19 protein-coding genes and 1 tRNA gene are annotated in these 16,415 nt (G+C 67.8%); 9 read left to right on the top strand and 11 right to left on the bottom strand.

What is annotated here, in order from left to right:
• Nucleotides 1-221: hypothetical protein (locus IMZ29_RS19025; RefSeq protein ID WP_216187050.1), on the top strand; the 221-nt coding region annotated here is incomplete at its 5' end.
• A gap of 41 nt (nt 222-262) precedes the next feature.
• Nucleotides 263-643 (top strand): DUF4870 family protein, encoded by a 381-nt coding sequence (locus IMZ29_RS19020; protein ID WP_216187047.1) that lies wholly within the window; start codon nt 263-265, stop codon nt 641-643.
• Between the two features lie 128 nt (nt 644-771).
• Here IMZ29_RS19020 and IMZ29_RS19015 read toward each other — a convergent pair whose 3' ends face one another.
• The gene (locus tag IMZ29_RS19015; RefSeq protein WP_216187045.1) at nt 772-1,047 is read right to left on the bottom strand and encodes an SWIB/MDM2 domain-containing protein; all 276 of its coding nucleotides are present in this window, start codon (nt 1,045-1,047) and stop codon (nt 772-774) included.
• Between the two features lie 211 nt (nt 1,048-1,258).
• Here IMZ29_RS19015 and IMZ29_RS19010 point away from each other — a divergent pair, with 211 nt between their 5' ends.
• Together IMZ29_RS19010 and pyrC are read left to right on the top strand one after the other, a co-directional pair.
• On the top strand, nt 1,259-2,461 hold the full coding sequence (locus tag IMZ29_RS19010) for a M20 aminoacylase family protein (protein ID WP_216187043.1): 1,203 nt from the start codon (nt 1,259-1,261) through the stop codon (nt 2,459-2,461).
• Nucleotides 2,462-2,516: 55 nt separating this feature from the next.
• Nucleotides 2,517-3,584 (top strand): dihydroorotase, encoded by a 1,068-nt coding sequence (gene pyrC, locus IMZ29_RS19005; RefSeq protein WP_216187041.1) that lies wholly within the window; start codon nt 2,517-2,519, stop codon nt 3,582-3,584.
• A 162-nt stretch (nt 3,585-3,746) separates the two neighbouring features.
• Here the strand turns inward: pyrC and trmB are convergent, their stop codons facing one another.
• On the bottom strand, nt 3,747-4,499 hold the full coding sequence (gene trmB, locus IMZ29_RS19000) for a tRNA (guanosine(46)-N7)-methyltransferase TrmB (protein WP_216187039.1): 753 nt from the start codon (nt 4,497-4,499) through the stop codon (nt 3,747-3,749).
• Between the two features lies 1 nt (nt 4,500).
• Nucleotides 4,501-4,701 carry a sulfur carrier protein ThiS gene (gene thiS, locus IMZ29_RS18995; RefSeq protein WP_216187037.1) on the bottom strand — a complete coding sequence of 67 codons (201 nt, stop codon included), beginning with the start codon at nt 4,699-4,701 and terminating at the stop codon, nt 4,501-4,503.
• 179 nt (nt 4,702-4,880) lie between these two features.
• Between thiS and IMZ29_RS18990 the strand changes: the two genes are divergently transcribed.
• The 5 genes from IMZ29_RS18990 (at nt 4,881) to IMZ29_RS18970 (ending at nt 8,601) form a co-directional block, all read left to right on the top strand.
• A complete protein-coding gene (locus IMZ29_RS18990) occupies nt 4,881-6,191 on the top strand; it encodes a short-chain fatty acid transporter (RefSeq protein ID WP_216187035.1) in 1,311 nt (436 codons plus the stop codon).
• Nucleotides 6,192-6,270: 79 nt separating this feature from the next.
• Nucleotides 6,271-6,344 (top strand) — tRNA-Gly (locus IMZ29_RS18985).
• Between the two features lie 115 nt (nt 6,345-6,459).
• A complete protein-coding gene (locus tag IMZ29_RS18980) occupies nt 6,460-6,711 on the top strand; it encodes a hypothetical protein (protein WP_216187034.1) in 252 nt (83 codons plus the stop codon).
• Nucleotides 6,712-6,788: 77 nt separating this feature from the next.
• Complete coding sequence (locus tag IMZ29_RS18975; protein WP_216187032.1) at nt 6,789-7,838, top strand: RNA methyltransferase; 1,050 nt, start codon at nt 6,789-6,791, stop codon at nt 7,836-7,838.
• 121 nt (nt 7,839-7,959) lie between these two features.
• Nucleotides 7,960-8,601, top strand: a complete 642-nt coding sequence (locus tag IMZ29_RS18970) for a hypothetical protein (RefSeq protein ID WP_216187030.1) — start codon at nt 7,960-7,962, stop codon at nt 8,599-8,601.
• A gap of 81 nt (nt 8,602-8,682) precedes the next feature.
• Here IMZ29_RS18970 and IMZ29_RS18965 read toward each other — a convergent pair whose 3' ends face one another.
• The 8 genes from IMZ29_RS18965 to IMZ29_RS18930 form a co-directional block, all read right to left on the bottom strand.
• Nucleotides 8,683-9,252 carry a hypothetical protein gene (locus IMZ29_RS18965; protein ID WP_216187028.1) on the bottom strand — a complete coding sequence of 190 codons (570 nt, stop codon included), beginning with the start codon at nt 9,250-9,252 and terminating at the stop codon, nt 8,683-8,685.
• 114 nt (nt 9,253-9,366) lie between these two features.
• Entirely contained in the window at nt 9,367-9,981 is a 615-nt protein-coding gene (locus tag IMZ29_RS18960) for a MarR family winged helix-turn-helix transcriptional regulator (RefSeq protein ID WP_216187027.1), read from the bottom strand.
• A gap of 86 nt (nt 9,982-10,067) precedes the next feature.
• A complete protein-coding gene (locus IMZ29_RS18955; protein ID WP_216187025.1) occupies nt 10,068-11,057 on the bottom strand; it encodes a hydroxymethylglutaryl-CoA lyase in 990 nt (329 codons plus the stop codon).
• Nucleotides 11,054-12,694: an AMP-binding protein gene (locus IMZ29_RS18950; RefSeq protein ID WP_216187022.1), complete on the bottom strand. Its 1,641-nt coding sequence runs from the start codon at nt 12,692-12,694 to the stop codon at nt 11,054-11,056. The genes IMZ29_RS18955 and IMZ29_RS18950 overlap by 4 nt, the downstream gene beginning before the upstream one ends.
• Complete coding sequence (locus tag IMZ29_RS18945) at nt 12,684-13,466, bottom strand: enoyl-CoA hydratase/isomerase family protein (protein ID WP_216187019.1); 783 nt, start codon at nt 13,464-13,466, stop codon at nt 12,684-12,686. Before IMZ29_RS18945 ends, IMZ29_RS18950 begins: the two co-directional genes overlap by 11 nt.
• A 3-nt stretch (nt 13,467-13,469) precedes the next feature.
• Nucleotides 13,470-14,444 carry a Bug family tripartite tricarboxylate transporter substrate binding protein gene (locus IMZ29_RS18940; RefSeq protein ID WP_216187016.1) on the bottom strand — a complete coding sequence of 325 codons (975 nt, stop codon included), beginning with the start codon at nt 14,442-14,444 and terminating at the stop codon, nt 13,470-13,472.
• Between the two features lie 23 nt (nt 14,445-14,467).
• A complete protein-coding gene (locus IMZ29_RS18935) occupies nt 14,468-15,664 on the bottom strand; it encodes a CaiB/BaiF CoA transferase family protein (protein ID WP_216187014.1) in 1,197 nt (398 codons plus the stop codon).
• Nucleotides 15,664-16,407, bottom strand: coding sequence for an enoyl-CoA hydratase/isomerase family protein (locus IMZ29_RS18930; RefSeq protein WP_216187012.1), 744 nt, complete (start codon nt 16,405-16,407; stop codon nt 15,664-15,666). The genes IMZ29_RS18935 and IMZ29_RS18930 overlap by 1 nt, the downstream gene beginning before the upstream one ends.
• Between the last annotated feature and the right edge of the window lie 8 nt (nt 16,408-16,415).

Here is a 16,415-nt window from a genome sequence, read left to right as displayed (position 1 = left end):
CTGTGAAAGTAGGTCATCGTCAGGCATTTATTCCCATGAAGCCCCGTATCCGTAAGGATCCGGGGCTTTGTGCTTTGGCCCATCGGGTTTGTGCCAACAATACCAACAAGAACCACGGCACTACGGTCCTTGAGGATGGCAGCCGTCCTGCAGGGCGCGTGACGCCTTCACCCCACCACGCGTCGCAGCACATGGGCGCTTTTGGCGTGACTTCGTTGTAAGATCGATGCGTAATCGTCGAAGCATTTGAAGCGGAGTTGCCATGAATGAAGTTCCCCCGCCGTACACCCCGCCGCCGTCGGGTCCGCAGTTCGGCACGTTGAGCCTGCGGTCGGTATTGAACGTTGCCTACGGGCTCTTTGCCCTGGGCTTCATCACGGGTGGCCTGGGTGCCATTGCCTCCGTGGTGCTGTGCTACCTCAAGCGCGCTGACGCTGCCGGCACCGTGTACGCCTCTCACTTTGACTGGCTGCTGCGCACGTTCTGGTGGGCTGTGCTGTGGGGCGTGGTGAGTACTGTCCTCCTGATCATCCTGATCGGCTGGCTGGGCTACTTCCTGATTCTGCTCTGGGTGCTGTATCGCGTCATCAAGGGCTGGCTGAGCCTAGCAGAAGGCCGCTCGGTGGGTCCGACGGCATTCTGAGTTTGGGGGAGCACAACCCCCGAAAATGACAAAACCCCGGCCAAGGCCGGGGTTTTGTCATTGGGCGCCGGGGAGAGCGCCCAAGCGGCTTGCCATTGTGGCGTTGCCGGGTCGGACGATCCGCCTGATCAGCTCAGGTGACCGTTGACGATCTTGGTCAGTTCGAACATCGACACCTGGTCTTTGCCAAACAGCTTCTTCAGCTTGTCGTCGGCATTGATGTTGCGGCGGTTGTTCGCATCCTGCAGGTCATGCTTCTTGATGTATTCCCAGATCTTCTTCGTGACTTCGGTGCGGGGAAGCGGCTCCGACCCGATGACCGCAGCCAACTCGGCGCTGGGCTTGAGCGGCTTCATGAACGCGGCGTTTGGTTTACGTGCGGCGGTCTTGCTGGCGGTGGCCATCCGTTTTTCTCCTAGTGAAGTTGCCATACCCGCGCAGCATACTGGAGTCCACCGGGCGCCACAATCCGCTAAGTTGTTTCAAATTCGTCGGGCGCGCTCCCCTGTGCCGCCTGGGGAGTCGCATTCCGACGACAGGAGAAAGGCCGCCACGTGACAGGCAGGGTCCTCGGGCGGAGAATGAGCGTTCCCTCACTGCCCTGCCGGGACTCCGATGGATGCCGCTGCTGTTCGTTCGCCGCTTCAACACATCCTGCGTTTCCATGACGATCTGACCGCGATACGGCGAGATCTGCACGCGCATCCCGAGCTGGGCTTCGAGGAAGTACGGACGGCCGGCATCGCTGCCGACGAGCTCAACGCACTGGGTATCGAGATCCATGCTGGCATCGGCAAGACGGGCCTCGTTGGCGTGATCCGGGGACGGCAATGCGACAGCGGCCGCATGGTGGGCTTGCGCGCTGACATGGATGCGTTGCCCATGACCGAGGCCAACACCTTCGGACATTGCTCGCGCAAGCCAGGTCTCATGCATGGTTGCGGGCACGACGGCCATACGACCATGCTGTTGGGTGCCGCACGCTATCTGGCTGCGACGCGCAACTTCGATGGCACAGTTGCCCTGATCTTTCAGCCGGCCGAGGAAGGACGAGGTGGCGCGCAGGCGATGATCGAGGACGGTCTCTTCGATACTTTCCCGTGCGATGCCATCTATGCCATGCACAACTGGCCCGCATTGCCGCCGGGCACCCTGGGCATCAATCCCGGCCCGATGATGGCGGCGGCAGATCGCTTCGAGATCGTGATCCATGGCCGCGGCGGTCATGGTGCACATCCCTATCAGACCTGTGATCCCGTCCTGATGGCGGCCCATACGATCACGGCGTTGCAGAGCATCGTCTCACGCAACGTGAATCCCCTGGATTCGGCCGTGGTGTCTGTGGGGTCGATGCAGGCAGGGCACCCCGGGGCCATGAGTGTGATCCCGAACGAGGCCCGGCTGGTGGGCACGGTACGCAGCTTCCGGCGCTCGGTGCAGGAGATGGTGGAGGCGCGCATGCGCACGGTGGCGCAGTCCGTGGCCCAGGCCTTCGGGGGTACGGCGGACGTCACGTATGAACGCATCTACCCCGCCACCTTGAACACGCCCCACGAAGCCGACTTCCTGGCGGATCTGGCCACCCGGATGCTGGGCCCGGAGCGCGTGGTGCGTGACCTGCAGCCGTCCATGGGCTCGGAGGATTTCTCCTTCATGCTGCAGCACAAGCCGGGGGCGTACTTCCGCTTGGGGCAGGGCGGGGCCGAGGAAGGGCGTGTGCTGCACAACGCGAGCTACGACTTCAACGACGCGATCCTGCCGGTGGGATCCGCGCTCTTTTGCGCGCTCGCCGAGCAGCGCATGCCGCTGGCGGCCTGACGGGCGACACGCGCGCGGGTGCTGAACGTTCGGATCGCGCCGTACAATGGGGGTCATGACCTCCGACACGCCCCAACGCCTCACCCTCACCCGTCCCGACGATTGGCACCTGCACCTGCGCGATGGTGCTGCCCTTGAAGCCGTCGTAGCCGATTCGGCGCGCCAGTTCGCGCGCGCCATCGTCATGCCCAACCTGAAGCCGCCGGTGACGACCACCGACGCCGCTGTGGCCTACCGCGACCGCATCCTGGCGGCGCTGCGCCAGGCAGGTGGTGATGTGACGGCCTTCGATCCGCTCATGACCTTGTACCTGACGGACAACATGCCGGCCGACGAGATCCGGCGTGCCAAGGCGTCGGGTGTGGTGAAGGCCGTGAAGCTCTATCCGGCAGGCGCCACCACCAATTCCGATGCGGGGGTGACGGATCTGCTGGGGCGCTGCGCCCCGGTGCTCGAGGCCTTGCAGCGCGAAGACATGCCGCTGCTCGTACACGGTGAAGTCACGGATCCGAGTACCGACGTGTTCGATCGTGAGGCGCTCTTCATCGACCAGGTGATGATTCCGCTGCGTCGCGCGTTCCCGGCGTTGAAGGTGGTCTTCGAGCACATCACGACACGCGACGGCGCGCATTACGTGCGCGATGCGGAAGGCCCGGTCGCCGCCACGATCACGCCGCAGCACTTGCTGTACAACCGCAATGCTCTCTTCATCGGCGGCGTGCGCCCGCACTGGTACTGCCTGCCCATCCTCAAGCGCGAAGTGCATCGCGAGGCGCTCGTCGAGGTGGCCACCAGCGGCAACCCGCGCTTCTTCCTCGGCACGGACAGCGCGCCGCATGCTCGCGGCCTGAAGGAGCATGCCTGTGGTTGCGCAGGGTGCTATACCGCGCTGCACGCGATGCCGCTGTATGCCATGGCCTTCGAGAAGGCCGGGCGCCTGGAGGCGCTGGACGACTTCGCGAGCCGCTTCGGGCCGGAGTTCTATGGACTGCCGCGCAATACCGGCACGCTGGTGCTGGAACGCGTGCCGACCGTGGTGCCGGATGAGTTGCCCTTTGGTGCCACCACGATCGTGCCGCTGGCCGCGGGCGAGACGCTCGACTGGCGCGTGGCAGCCGGTTGAGCCATCGCCGTCATGGCCGGCTCGGTCGAGACCTGACCTGACGGCGCTCGCGGTGCCGGCTCATGACAAGAGGGCCTGGCGTGTTGCACGCCAGGCCCTCTCGTCATTCTGGAGGAGACGCTGGCCGCGCCACCTGACGGCAGCGGTCGCGGCCCGTCAACCTCAGCGTCGGCGGAACAGCACGTCCCACACGCCATGCCCCAGGCGCAGACCGCGCGTCTCGAACTTGGTCTGCGGACGCCAGCCGGGCCGTTCGGCAAAGCCGGTGCCGGCCGTGTTCTCGAGCAGGGGCTCACCGCTCAGGACTTCCAGCATCTGGTCGGCGTAGTGCTCCCAATCCGTGGCGCAGTGCAGATAGCCGCCGGGCGCGATGCGTGAGGCCAGCAGCGAGACGAACGCGGGTTGGATGAGACGGCGCTTGTGGTGACGCTTCTTGGGCCAGGGGTCGGGGAAGTACACATGCACCCCCGCGAGCGAGTCCGGCGCAATCATGTCCCGCACCACTTCGACCGCATCGTGCTGGATGATGCGTACGTTGGTGAGTCCCAGCGTGTCGATGCGCTTGGCCAGCGCACCCGCGCCCGCCTGGAACACTTCCACACCCAGGAAGTTGTCGTGCGGCCGATCCGAGGCGATCTTGGCCGTGGTCTCGCCCATCCCGAAGCCGATCTCCAGCACCAGGGGCGCCTCTCGACCGAAGCCCTGGGAAAAGTCCGTCACTTGCGGCGCGTAGGGCAGCAGCACCTTGGGCAGCAAGGTTTCCAGCGCGTTGAGTTGCGCGTCGGTGATGTGGCCGCGGCGTCGCACGAAGCTGCGGATATGCGAGGCCAGCCCGCGCGGCGCCCCGGCATCGGTCTCAGTCTCGGTGGCCTCGCCCTCGGGCTTGGTGCGTTTGAGCAGGTCGGCAAGGCGCATGTCAGCCCCCTCCCACAGCGACGACGATCTCGATCTGGTCGGCCGCCGTGAGGACCGTCTCCGCGTGTGCGCTGCGCGGCACGATGTCGCCGTTGCGCTCGATCGCGACGCGCTTGCCGGCATAGCCGAGCGTGTCGATCAGCTGCGCTACGGTGCAGTTGTCGGGCACCGTCCGCGCGGCGCCATTGATCTGGATTTCCATAGCGCGAATTGTAGCCTCGCCACCGGCCAACTCGGGCGTCTGGCACGCCTGGAAACGGACTAGATCGCCTGACTTGCCCTGGGCGCAACTCTTGCTTACACGCGCGGCTCTACAATTCGCGCGCCGGCTCCCTGCGTGATCCGCACAAGCCGCCGTCCATCAAAGAGGAGATCCCCCGGATGTTCAAGTTCGTCACCCGACAGTCGGTCAAGCTCGTCGAGCGATACCTGCCCGACCCTTATATCTTCGTCGCCCTGCTGACCTTCATCGCAGCGGCGGCGGCCATGCTGATCGAAGGGCAGGCGCCTGTGGAGGTGCTGCGCGCCTGGGGTGGAGGATTCTGGGGCCTGATGGTCTTCACGCTACAGATGGTGATGGTGCTGCTCACCGGCTACATGCTCGCCAGCACGCCGCCTGTCAAAGCCCTGTTGCGGCGCCTTGCCGGGCTGGTCAGCTCGGCGGGTGGCGCCATTCTGCTGGTGACGTATGTCTCGCTGATGGCGAGCTGGATCAACTGGGGCTTTGGCCTCGTCGTTGGCGCCTTGTTTGCCAAGGAGCTCGCCAGACAGGTGCGCGTGGACTATCGCCTGCTGGTGGCGAGCGCCTATTCGGGCTTTCTCGTGTGGCACGGGGGGCTGGCGGGCTCCGTGCCCCTGGCGATTGCCACCGAGGGCCATTTCGCTCAGGCGCAGATTGGTCTCGTATCCACGGCCGACACCATCTTCTCCACCTTCAATCTGCTGCTGGTGGCCGCGCTCTTCGTCGTGGTGCCGCTCGTGAATCGCCTGATGCTGCCGGATGAGAAGGACAGCATTTACGTTGACCGGGCGAAGCTGACGGAGGCGGAGCCCACGAAGATCGACGCCACCCGGCCCGCAGATCGCCTCGAAGATGCCAAGCTCATCGGCTGGCTGCTCGGCGCTGCCGGTCTGGCCTACATGTTCGATTACTACGTCGTCCAGGGTGGGGCGCTCAACCTGAACATCATCAACTTCTCTTTTCTGTTCCTGGCGATCCTGCTGCACGGCAGCCCGCGCCGCTTCCTGGACAGCCTGAACGAGGGCATCCGCGGCGCGGCGGGTATCGTCATTCAGTTCCCGTTCTACGCAGGCATCGCCGCCATCATGACGAGCTCGGGGCTCGTGGCGTCGTTCTCCAATGCCATCGTGTCGATCGCCTCGGCCGAGACGCTGCCGTTCTGGACGTTCCTGAGCGCGGGCGTGGTGAACATGTTCATTCCGTCGGGAGGCGGGCAGTGGGCGGTGCAAGGCCCGATCGTCATTGCGGCCGCGGAGGCTCTCAACACCGATGTCGCGCGCGCAGTGATGGGCGTGGCCTGGGGCGATGCCTGGACGAACATGCTGCAACCCTTCTGGGCGCTGCCCGTGCTGGCCATTGCCGGCTTGAAGGCAAAGGACATCATGGGCTTTTGCCTGATCCAGCTCTTCGTGTCGGGCGTGATGATCGCTGTGGGCCTCACCTGGTTCTGACCGAGGCCCGGCGCCGCTTGACACTGCGCTGGACGCGCAGTATTGTGGCCGACCTCCCGGCGCAAGGCCGGGAGCCGATGCGGGTGTAGTTCAATGGTAGAACGGCAGCTTCCCAAGCTGCATACGAGGGTTCGATTCCCTTCACCCGCTCCAGTCTTTGCTTCGCGCCGACCCCATCGCGGTAAGCTGTCGTGAATACCGGTCGCCCCGTGCGCGACATGCCGTCATCCTCCGGTGGGGGACGGTCGGTAAAACCGGCGAAATCATCATGCCCCTCTTTCGCGTAGCCCCTCGCGTGGCGCTCGTCGTCGCAGCCGCGCTGTCGATCTCTGCTTGTGCGGGTGCACCATCCCGGCCGGCGGGCCCCGACTACCGGGACCGTCCGCCGACCCCCGCGCGCGCGGCTGAGATTCCTGCGGACGGGAGCGGCCAGCGGCTCAGCATCCAGTCCGGTGAGGGCGAGCAGCTGAACGTGCCGTGGTTCATCCGGGACGCGCAGGATTGGATCAACACATACTGATCGAACGGCGCGTTGCCGGGCGCCGGGGCTCTACCGGCATCCGCGCTGCCGTGCCACCCGCGTAGAATCACGGTCCCATGCGTTTCTCCGATCTCACTCAACGTCTTGCCGCGCTCGGCGCCCGGCCCGTCCACACCGGCCGGATCGTGCGCATGTGGCTGGCTGGGCAGGCCCTGGACACCGGGACCCGGCGACGGCACTCGGACGACTTTCTGCCACTGGCCGTGCGCGAGGCGCTGCCTGCGCTGACGGCGGAGCTCGACGCGTTGGCCCGTGTCCAATCGGAGCACACGGGCAGTGACGGCTCACGCCTGCTCGTCGAGCTGGCTGATGGCCAGATGGTGGAGAGCGTGCTGCTGCCGCGCGACGGTCTGTGCGTGTCCACGCAGGTGGGCTGTGCGGTGGGCTGTCGCTTCTGCATGACGGGCAAGAGCGGTCTGATCCGGCAGGTGACGAGCGTGGAGATCCTGGCGCAGGTGGTGCTGGCGCGCCGGCAGCGGGCGGTGAAGAAAGTCGTCTTCATGGGCATGGGCGAGCCGGCCCACAATCTGGAACACGTGCTCGAGGCCATCGATCTGCTCGGCACCGAGGGCGGCATCGGCCACAAGAATCTGGTCTTCTCCACGGTGGGTGACCGACGCGTGTTCGAGGCCTTGCCGCGCCAGCGCGTGAAGCCGGCATTGGCGCTGTCGCTGCACACCACGAAGGCGGCGCTGCGCGAGCACCTGCTGCCACGTGCGCCGAAGATGACGCCGCAAGAGCTGATCTCGCTGGGCGAGCAGTACGCCCGCGACATGGGTTACCCGATCCAGTATCAGTGGACGCTCCTCAAGGGCGTGAACGATGGCGACGACGAGCTCGAGGCGCTCGTGCACCTGCTCAAGGGCAAGTACGGCGTGCTCAATGTGATCCCGTTCAATGCGCTCGAGGGTGATGACTACCAGCGGCCCGAAGGCGAGCGGATTCGCGAGATCGTGCGGTATCTGCACAGCCGAGGCGTGCTGACCAAGGTGAGGAACAGCGCCGGTCAGGACGTGGATGGCGGCTGTGGGCAACTGCGTGCTCGCGCGGTGGGCGTAGAACGGGTGGTGACCGTTCGCCGGGCGTTGCGGCCGCAAGCTGCCTAGCAGCGCGCAGCAGTCGATTCGCCACGGGCGGGGCTTTGACAGGACGATCGCTGTGCCGTGCTGGCAGCGGCGGATGCTACCAGGGGGGCGCGGCATGACATGGTGGAAGCGAATGTTGGGCGTGGATGACGCGAAAGCGCAAGGTCCGGCGACGGCGCGCGAGTGGCTGAGCCTGACGTGCGAGCGACCCTACACATGGCGCCGCGCGGGCGATCTTGCCGTGCCGAGCCGGCGGATCTTCGTCGGTGACCCGACGTGGGGAAGCGATGCCCACATGGAGCAGCAAGGGGCGGTGTCGATCGACAGCCTGGCGGTGTGGGTGCTGTCATCCGGCTCGGATCCTTCGCCCTACAAGACGGACGTGAACGGACTGCTCTGGCTCGAAGCGAATGGCGCGGTGCCCGTGGCCGTGGGGCATCGTCTGGACTTTGGTGTGGACGCAGCGTGCTTCGCGGTGGGCGATGTCGCCACCGGGCAGGCTTTCACGGAGCTCACGGATCTGGAGCTCGATGCGGGTCGGGGAGACAGCTTCGAATGGATTCAGCCCTACATTCAGGCGTTCCCGCACTATGCGCGTTGGGTGTCGGTCCCGCCTGCCGGGCTGCCCATGTTCGTCGTCAGCACGGGCAACGATGGGGGCTTTGCCGCAGCCTGGTTGCATGATGCCGCGGGCGCGCTCTCCGGTATTCTGGTCGACATCCAGGGCCGGGCGAGTGACCGAAAGTACCTGGACACGTTGCTGCCGGCTCGGTCCTCGACCTGAGGGATCCGCGACGCCGGTCGGTGTTGCATGGCGCGGGCCACCGCCGCATGGCGGCTGGCCTGCGCCGGGGTCATGCGAAGCTCAGGGCCCGCATTGCCACATGCCCTCGATGGCGCGGCTCGCCCCATCGGCTCGTTGGTAGGTGAGCGTGGCCGGCCGCGGCGGCGATTCGCCGCCACCGGTCGCCTCGCCCGTCAAGGCGATCTCGATCGTCTTGCCTTTGCCGTTGAAGGTGGCGCCGTCGGTGATCGCATTGAAGCCGCCGGGCGCGCCGATGCGTTCGACATAGCCGGATACCTTGACGATGCCCTGCGCCGGGTCATCGCCGCCGACGTTGCCTGAGGCCAGGAGCAGCGGCGCGGTCTTGTCGGTGGCAAAGCTGCAGGCGAGTTCGCCGGGAAGGGCGGCATCACGCACATCGGCTTCGCTCAGGGGGTCGAGCTGGATGTCGGAGCCATCGCCGCCGACGGTGGCGCCTGCCGAGGGCGTGACGGGCGGTGCCGCTGCAGGCGCCGTGGGGGTCGGCTGCGCAGGCGCGGGTGCGGCTTCCGGCGCATCGGCCCGTGAGCAGGCGGTGAACAGCAGGCCGACGGTGAGGGTGGCGGCCAAGGTGGAGAGCACGCGGTGTGCGGGTCTTGAGGCAGCGGGCATGGATGTCCTGTGAGCGTCATGGAACGTTGCCTGCCGACGAGCAAGCGGCATTCCAGCCGCCACACCGCGCTGCGGATCTGCCGCGCGGTTGGGGACGATGGGCCGGCCTCTGGCCTAGCCGGGATTGACCAATTCCTGGAGTCGCGCCACTAGATAGCGCATCTCGACCAGATCGACGCTGCCCTCGGCGGGCTGCCGGGCGCTCGCGCCGGCCTTCGCGGGGAGGGTGGGCTCATCCACGGCTTCGCCCGCTGCCGCTTTGCGTTCGTCCTCCAGCGCGTGCCGGGCACTCACGCCCAGCAGCCCGAGGATCTCGATCAGTTGCAGACGCTGCTCGTCGCGCAGAGGCGCCAGCAAGCGCTCGTTGCGCGCGACCGCATCGTTGAAGCCCGCCTCATACAACGCCTTGCCCTCGTCCGTGAGACTGAGCATCACGCCCCGGGCATCGGCGCCATTGCGCTCGCTGGCCACCAGGCCCCGCTCGATCAGGCCCGAGATCGTGCGACTGGCGTAGCTCTTGTCCAGACCCGCGCGGGCCGCGAGCTGCTTGAGCGACAGCGGTGCGAAACCGCCCAGTTGGCCCAGCGAGCGCCATTCCAGCAGCGTCAGGCCGAACTTGCGCTCCACACGCAGGCTGGTGGTGGCCGCCGACAGGTTGGCCAGGGCGTGCAGGCGGGTCGAGAGCAGGTCGCTCATGACCCGGGGCGTGGGCGGACGGGACTCGCGCATGGGGCGGGCAGACGATGGTGGAGGATGTCCACCAGTATAGTGGCGCGCCTGGGCCACCCCAGTCCCCGCCCCGGCCCGCCTGGCCGTCAGACGGGGCACAGGGGGTTGAGCCCGCTGCGTGTGACCCGGCCCTGCAGTTCCCGCCCCAGGGCGGCCTCGCAGGCCTCGGCCGTGGCGAGCAGGGCAGACCGGTCGATGCCCGTGCGCACGCCCATGGCCTCGAACAAGTCCACCAAGTCCTCGGTGGTGACGTTGCCCGTGTGGCCCCCGCCATACTTGACCTTGACCGGGTGGCCACCCACGCCGCCAAAGGCGCAGTCGAAGTAGCGCACCCCGGCCTCCAGCGCGGCCACGTAGTTCGCGATGCCGGTGCCGCGCGTATCGTGAAAGTGCGCGATGGCCTGCACGCCGGGCGCGGCCTGCTGCATGCGGGCAAAGAGCGCGCGCGTGGTCAGCGGCGTGGCCACGCCGGTGGTGTCGCCCAGCGCCACCAGGGTGACGCCCAGGGCAGCGAAGCGCTCGACGTCGTGCAGCACGGTGTCCGGATCGACCCGGCCCTCGAAGGGGCAGCCAAAGGCCATGGATATCGTGCCGACCAGGCGAAAGCGCCCATCGGCGGCGGCGACCATCTCGGCGATGTTGGCCCATTGCTGCTCGCGCGTGCGTGCCAGGTTCTTCTGGGAGTGGCTGTCCGTGGCGCTCACCAGCAGGCTGATCTCGTTGGCACCAAAGCCGGCATCCGCATCGGCCAGGGCGCGCTCGACGGCGCGCACGTTGGCGCAGGTGGCCTTGTAGTACACCCCGGGGCGGCGCGGCAGCGTGCGCAGCACGTCGCTCGCATCGGCGAATTGCGGGATGACCTTGGGATTGGAGTACGAGGTCGCCTCCACGCGGGTGAAGCCCAGGTCGGCGAACCGGGCGATCAGCGCGGTCTTCTGGGCCGTGGGCAGCATCAGGGTTTCGTGCTGCAGGCCGTCGCGCGCGAAGCACTCGCACAGAACAACGTCGCGCTCGTCATGGTCTGCCGGGGCCGGCGCCTTGCCTGAGGGCGTGCTCGTGTCGGTTCGTGGGGTCATGGGGTCTCCGTCGGTTCGCCCAGCCACAGTTGCCTGGCGTGCTCGCGCAGCTTGTTCTTCTGCACCTTGGCGCTGCCCGTCATGCCGATGTGCTCGAAGGTGTCGATGATGGCCAGATACTTGGGCACCTTGAAATTGGCCATGCGGCTGCGACACCAGGTGATGAGGGCGTCCGAGTCGGTGTGGTGGCCGTCCTTGAGCAGCACGAAGGCACCGGTCACCTCGCCCAGGCGCGCATCGGGCACGCCCACGACCTGGGCCTGGCGCACCGCCGGGTGAGCATGCAGCACTTCCTCCACCTCGGCCGGGGCGACGTTCTCGCCGCCCACGCGGTAGAGGTCCTTCAGGCGGCTCAGCATGCGTACGCGGCCTTCGCCGTCCATCTCGCCCAGGTCCCCCGTCTTCAACCAGCCATCGGCGCTGAAGGCCTTGGCCGTGGCCTCGGGCATGTTGTAGTAGCCGCGCATGACGTTCCAGCCGCGCACCTGGATCTCGCCGGGCACCCCAGGCGCGCAGACCGCGTCGGTATCTGCATCCGCCAGGCGCACCTCGGTGCCCGGGTGGGGGTGGCCGAAGCCGCTGATGCGTAGGGGCAGCGGGTCGTCGTGCGCGGAGAGCAGCACGTTGGGCGAGGCCTCGGACTGACCATAGGCGTTGCACAGGCCCGGCACGCGCATGCGGCGGTAGATCTGTTCCATGACCTCGGGGCCGGCAGCGGCCCATCCGCCACGCAGGTGCAGCTTGTCCGGGTCGAAATCCGGGTGGCCCATCAACATCAGGAAGATGGTGTCGTTGCCCGAGATCAGCGTGCAGCGCTCACGCTCGAGCACGGCCAGGTTCTCGGCCACGTCAAAGCGCGGCAGCGAGAGCAGGCAGCAGCCCGTGCTCACGCTGACGAGGATGGACAGGGTGCTACCCGCCACGTGGAAGAAGGGGCGGATGCTGAAGTAGCGGTCGTCGGGGCGCACCCCCATGCGCTGCGCAGCCGCCTGGGCGTCGCGCAGCATGTTGGCGTGGCTGAGCATCACGCCCTTGGGGAACGAGGTCGTGCCCGAGGTGTACTGGATCAGCAGCACGTCGTCTTCGGTGAGCGCGGCCGCGCAGGCGTCCACCTGCGCGGCAGGCACAGGCTGGCCGGCCGCGAGGAAGTCGGCATGCGGCTGGCAGCCGGCTGGCACCGGGCCCGTGCCCACGACGACCACGCGGCCGAGCTTGGGCAGGGCCTGCCCGGGCAGCGTGGCGTCGATGGCGGGTTCCGCCGTGCGCAAGAGGTCGATGAAGTCGATGCCCAGGAACTGATCGGCCACGACGAGCAGACGCACGTCGGCCTGGCGCAGGCAGTACTGCAGTTCGTCGGCCTTGAAGCGGGTGTTCACGGGCACGGTGACGGCACCCAGCCAGGCCGCGCCTACGAAGGTCTCGATCCAGGTGGCGCCGTTGCCCAGCATGACGCCCACGTGATCGCCCTTGCGCACCCCGGCGGCATGCAGGGCGGCCGCCGTGCGGCGCGCGTGCTCGGCCAGCTCGGCCCAGGTGACGCGCTCGCCCGGGCCGACGTAGGCTTCCTGCGCCGGGAAGGCTGCCACGGTGCGCGACAGGACCTCTGGCAGGGTGGTGTGGGGGATGTCAGTCGCCATGCTTGCCCGCCTCCTTGCCGGCGGTGAAGCCCGCGATGGCTTTCTTCCAGTCACTGTGGCGCAGGTTCTCCTGGATCGCCAGCATTTCCACTGCCATCGCCCCCTGGCGCGTCGTCTCCAGCCCCGTGTCCACGCTGTGCTTGGTGAGCCGCAGCGTGACGGGGTTCTGGCGGGCGATGGCCTGGGCCATGGCGCGGGCCTCGTCCATCAGGCGGTCAGCGGGGTGGACGTGGTTCACCAGGCCCAGCGTCTGGGCCTCCTGTGCCTGCACGACGCGGCCGGTGAACAGCAACTCCTTGGCCATGCGCGGGCCAACGATACGCGGCAGGCGCTGTGTGGCTCCCACGGTGCCCCAGCCCACCTCCGGGTACTTGAAGGCGGCGTGCTCACCGGCGAGCACGAAGTCGCAGGCGGCGGCGATCTCGCCGCCCGAGCCGAAGGCCGCGCCCTGGACCACGGCGATCGCCGGCATGGGCAGGGCCTCCAGCGCCGCGTAGGCCGTGAAGCCCGCCACGCGGCGCGCGACGAGATCGGCGGTCGTCATGCCCTGGCGCTCCTTCAGGTCAGCGCCGGCGCAGAACACGCTGCCCGCGGCGGCTACCAGCAGCACGTGTGCGTCCGGGTGCGTCGTCAGGTGCTCGCAGGCCGCGACGATGTCGTGGCACATCTGCAGGTTCAGCGCGTTGCGGCTGTCGGGCCGGTTCAGCGTCAGCACGGCGACGTTCGCCTCGATGGCAAGCGTCAGGGTCTCGAAGGTGGGGGCGTCTTGCATGGGTCAATCCGTCAGTTTCATGCCGGTGGTCTTGATGAGGTCCTGCGTGGTGGCCAGGTCCTTTTGCACGAAGGTGAGCGTCTCGGCCGGGCTCAGGCGGTAGATCTCGGCGCTTTGCTGGGCGGCGGCCTTGGTGAACGTCTCGCTGCCTTGCACGGTGGCCAGGGCCTGGGCGAGCCGGTCGATCACCGGCTGTGGCGTGCCGGCCGGGGCGGCCAGGCTGTACCAGCTGCCGGTGACGAAGTCCGCCAGGCCAGCTTCGGCGAAGGTGGGTACATCCGGGAGGGTCTTGGCGCGTTCCTGACCGCCGTAGGCGAGCGCGCGCAGCCGCTTGTCGTTGACGAAAGCCTGCACGCCCGAGATGTTCAGCATGCCGACCTGCACAGTACCAGCCACCAGGTCCGTGGCGGCGGGTGCGGCGCCCCGGTAGGGGATGTGTTGCAGTTCCGTCCCGGTCTTCGCCTTGAACATCTCCATGCCGATGTGCGGCGAGCTGCCCAGGCCGGCCGAGGCGTAGCTGATCTTGCCGGGCTGCTGCTTGGCCAGGGCGATGAAGCCGGGCAGGTCTTGTGCCTGCACGCTGGGGTGCACGGTGAGGATGTTGGGCACATTGGCCACGATGCCGATGAAGGCGAAGTCCTGGATGCCCTGGTAGGGCACCTGGGTGGCCGCCGGCGTGGTCACGTGCGCAGCCGACGTGCCAAAGAGCAGCGTGTAGCCGTCGGCGGGTGCCTTGGCGACGTAGCCCGCACCAATGGAGGCGCCGCCGCCGGCCTTGTTCTCGACGATGACGGACTGGCCCAGCTGCTCGCCCAGGCCTTGGGCCAGCACGCGCGCGAGTTGATCCGCCGGGCCACCCACCGCATACGGGTTGACCAGGGTGATGGGGCGGTCCGGGTAGCTCGCGGCCTGGGCCAGCGAGCCGAAGGCCAGGGTGGCGAGCGTGGTGAGGGCAAATTGCTTCAGGGTGGGGTGCATGGTGGTCTCCTCCAGTGGTGGGCTCAGATGGCCCCTTGTGTTCTCAGCTCGGCAATGGCCTGCGCATCCAGGCCCAGGCGCTCCTGCAGGATTGCCTCGGTGTGCTCGCCCAGCAGGGGCGGGCGGGTCATGGCAGGGTCGTCGAACCCGGCAAATCGGAAAGGCACGCGCAGGCCGGGGAAGCTGCCGATCTGCGGGTGGGGATAGTCCTCGACCATGCCGCGCGCCTGCACGTGCGGGTCGGCAAAGACCTCGTCCACCTGCAGGATGGGCCCGGCGGGCACGCCGACCGCGTCGCAGCGGCGGCACAGCTCCTCGCGTGGCAGGCGTGCGATGGCGGTGGACAGGCCGGCCATGACCTCGTCGCGTCGTGCGACGCGGTCTGCGTTCCTCGCGAGCGTGGCGTCGTCGGCCCAGGCCTCCAGGCCCAGCAGGCGGCACAGCGGCGCCCAGTGCTGGTCGGACCCGGTGATTTGTACCCACTTTCCATCGGCACACACGAAGGCCGCGGACGGAATGCGCCCAGGGTGCTCGGTGCCGATGCGCGGGGGCACTTCGCCCAGCGCGAACCAGCGCGCGGCCGCCAGCGAGAGCAGGCCGACCTGGCCGTCCAGCATGGAGAAGTCCACATGGCAGCCGGTGTCCGTGCGTTCGCGGCCCAGCAGCGTGGTGAGAATGCCGATGGCTACCCACAGGCCGGAGGTCAGGTCGGCCACGGGCAGGCCGGGCTTGACCGGACCGCCGCCACGCTCTCCCGTGAGGCTCATGATGCCGCCCATCGCCTGGAACACCGTGTCGTAACCCTTGCGGCTGGCGTAGGGCCCGGTCATGCCAAAGCCTGTGCAGGACACGTACAGCAGGCGTGGGTAGAGCGCCGACAGCGTGGCGTAGTCCAGGCCGTACTTCTTGAGCGTGCCGACCGGGAAGTTCTCCAGGACGACGTCCGCGTCGGCGGCGAGCCGGCGGATCAGATCCTGGCCAGCCGGGCTGCGCAGGTTCACGGTGATGGATTGCTTGCTGCGGTTGAAGGCCAGGTAGTAGGCCGACACGCTGCCCGCGTCGCCGGTCACGACGGGCTCAAAGCCCCGGGTCTCATCGCCCGTGCCGGGCTGCTCGACCTTGATGACGGTCGCGCCCAGCTCGGCCAGGATCTGCGTGGCAAAGGGGCACGCGAGCACGCGTGACAGGTCCAGGATGGTGATGCCTTCGAGGGGACGCATCACTGGCCTCGCTCGGTGGGGGCCGGCTTGCGAAAGCCGCGCATCATGACGTTGGCGTCGCGCCCCACGTCCAGGGCCTGGCCCAGGGACAAATCCGCCGCGCGGTGGAAGGTGCGCTTGGTGGTGGCCATGGCGATGGGGCTCCAGCCGGCCAGCCGCTCGGCCATCTGCAAGGCGGTGTCGAGCACGTCGGCATCGGGCACGACGCGGTTGGCCAGGCCCAGTGCCAGTGCGCGTTCACCCCCAATGGGCTCGGCCATGGCGACGAGTTCGAACGCGTGCTTGCGGCCCAGTTGGCGCACCAGGTTGGCCAGCACCACGGCGGCCACGATGCCGTGGCGCAGCTCCGGGTAGCCAAAGCGCACGGTGTCGGCCATCACCACCAGGTCGGCGGCAATCGCCAGCCCCGCGCCACCGCCCAGGGCATTGCCGCGCACGGCGGCCACCACGGGCTTGGCCATCTGCGAGACCACCAGATGCAGGGCGGTGGTCAGATCCGCCCGGCGCGTCACCGCGCCCGGATCCTCGGGCGTCAGCGCCGAGAATTCCGTGGTGTCCGCGCCCGCGCAGAAGGACTTGCCCGCGCCCGTGAGCACCACCGCATGCACCGCGTCGTCGGCATCAGCCGCGCGCAGGGCATCCAGCAGGGCCTGGGTGAGCGCGGTGTTCAGTGCGTTGTGCTTGTCGGGGCGGTTCAGCGTGATGACGCGCACCGCGCCGCGATCCTCAGTCAACAGAGTCATGAGTGGTT

The sequence above is a fragment of the Verticiella alkaliphila genome (assembly GCF_018904615.1).
Lineage (GTDB): Bacteria > Pseudomonadota > Gammaproteobacteria > Burkholderiales > Burkholderiaceae_B > Verticiella > Verticiella alkaliphila.
This window is presented reverse-complemented; position numbering and strand designations above follow the sequence as displayed.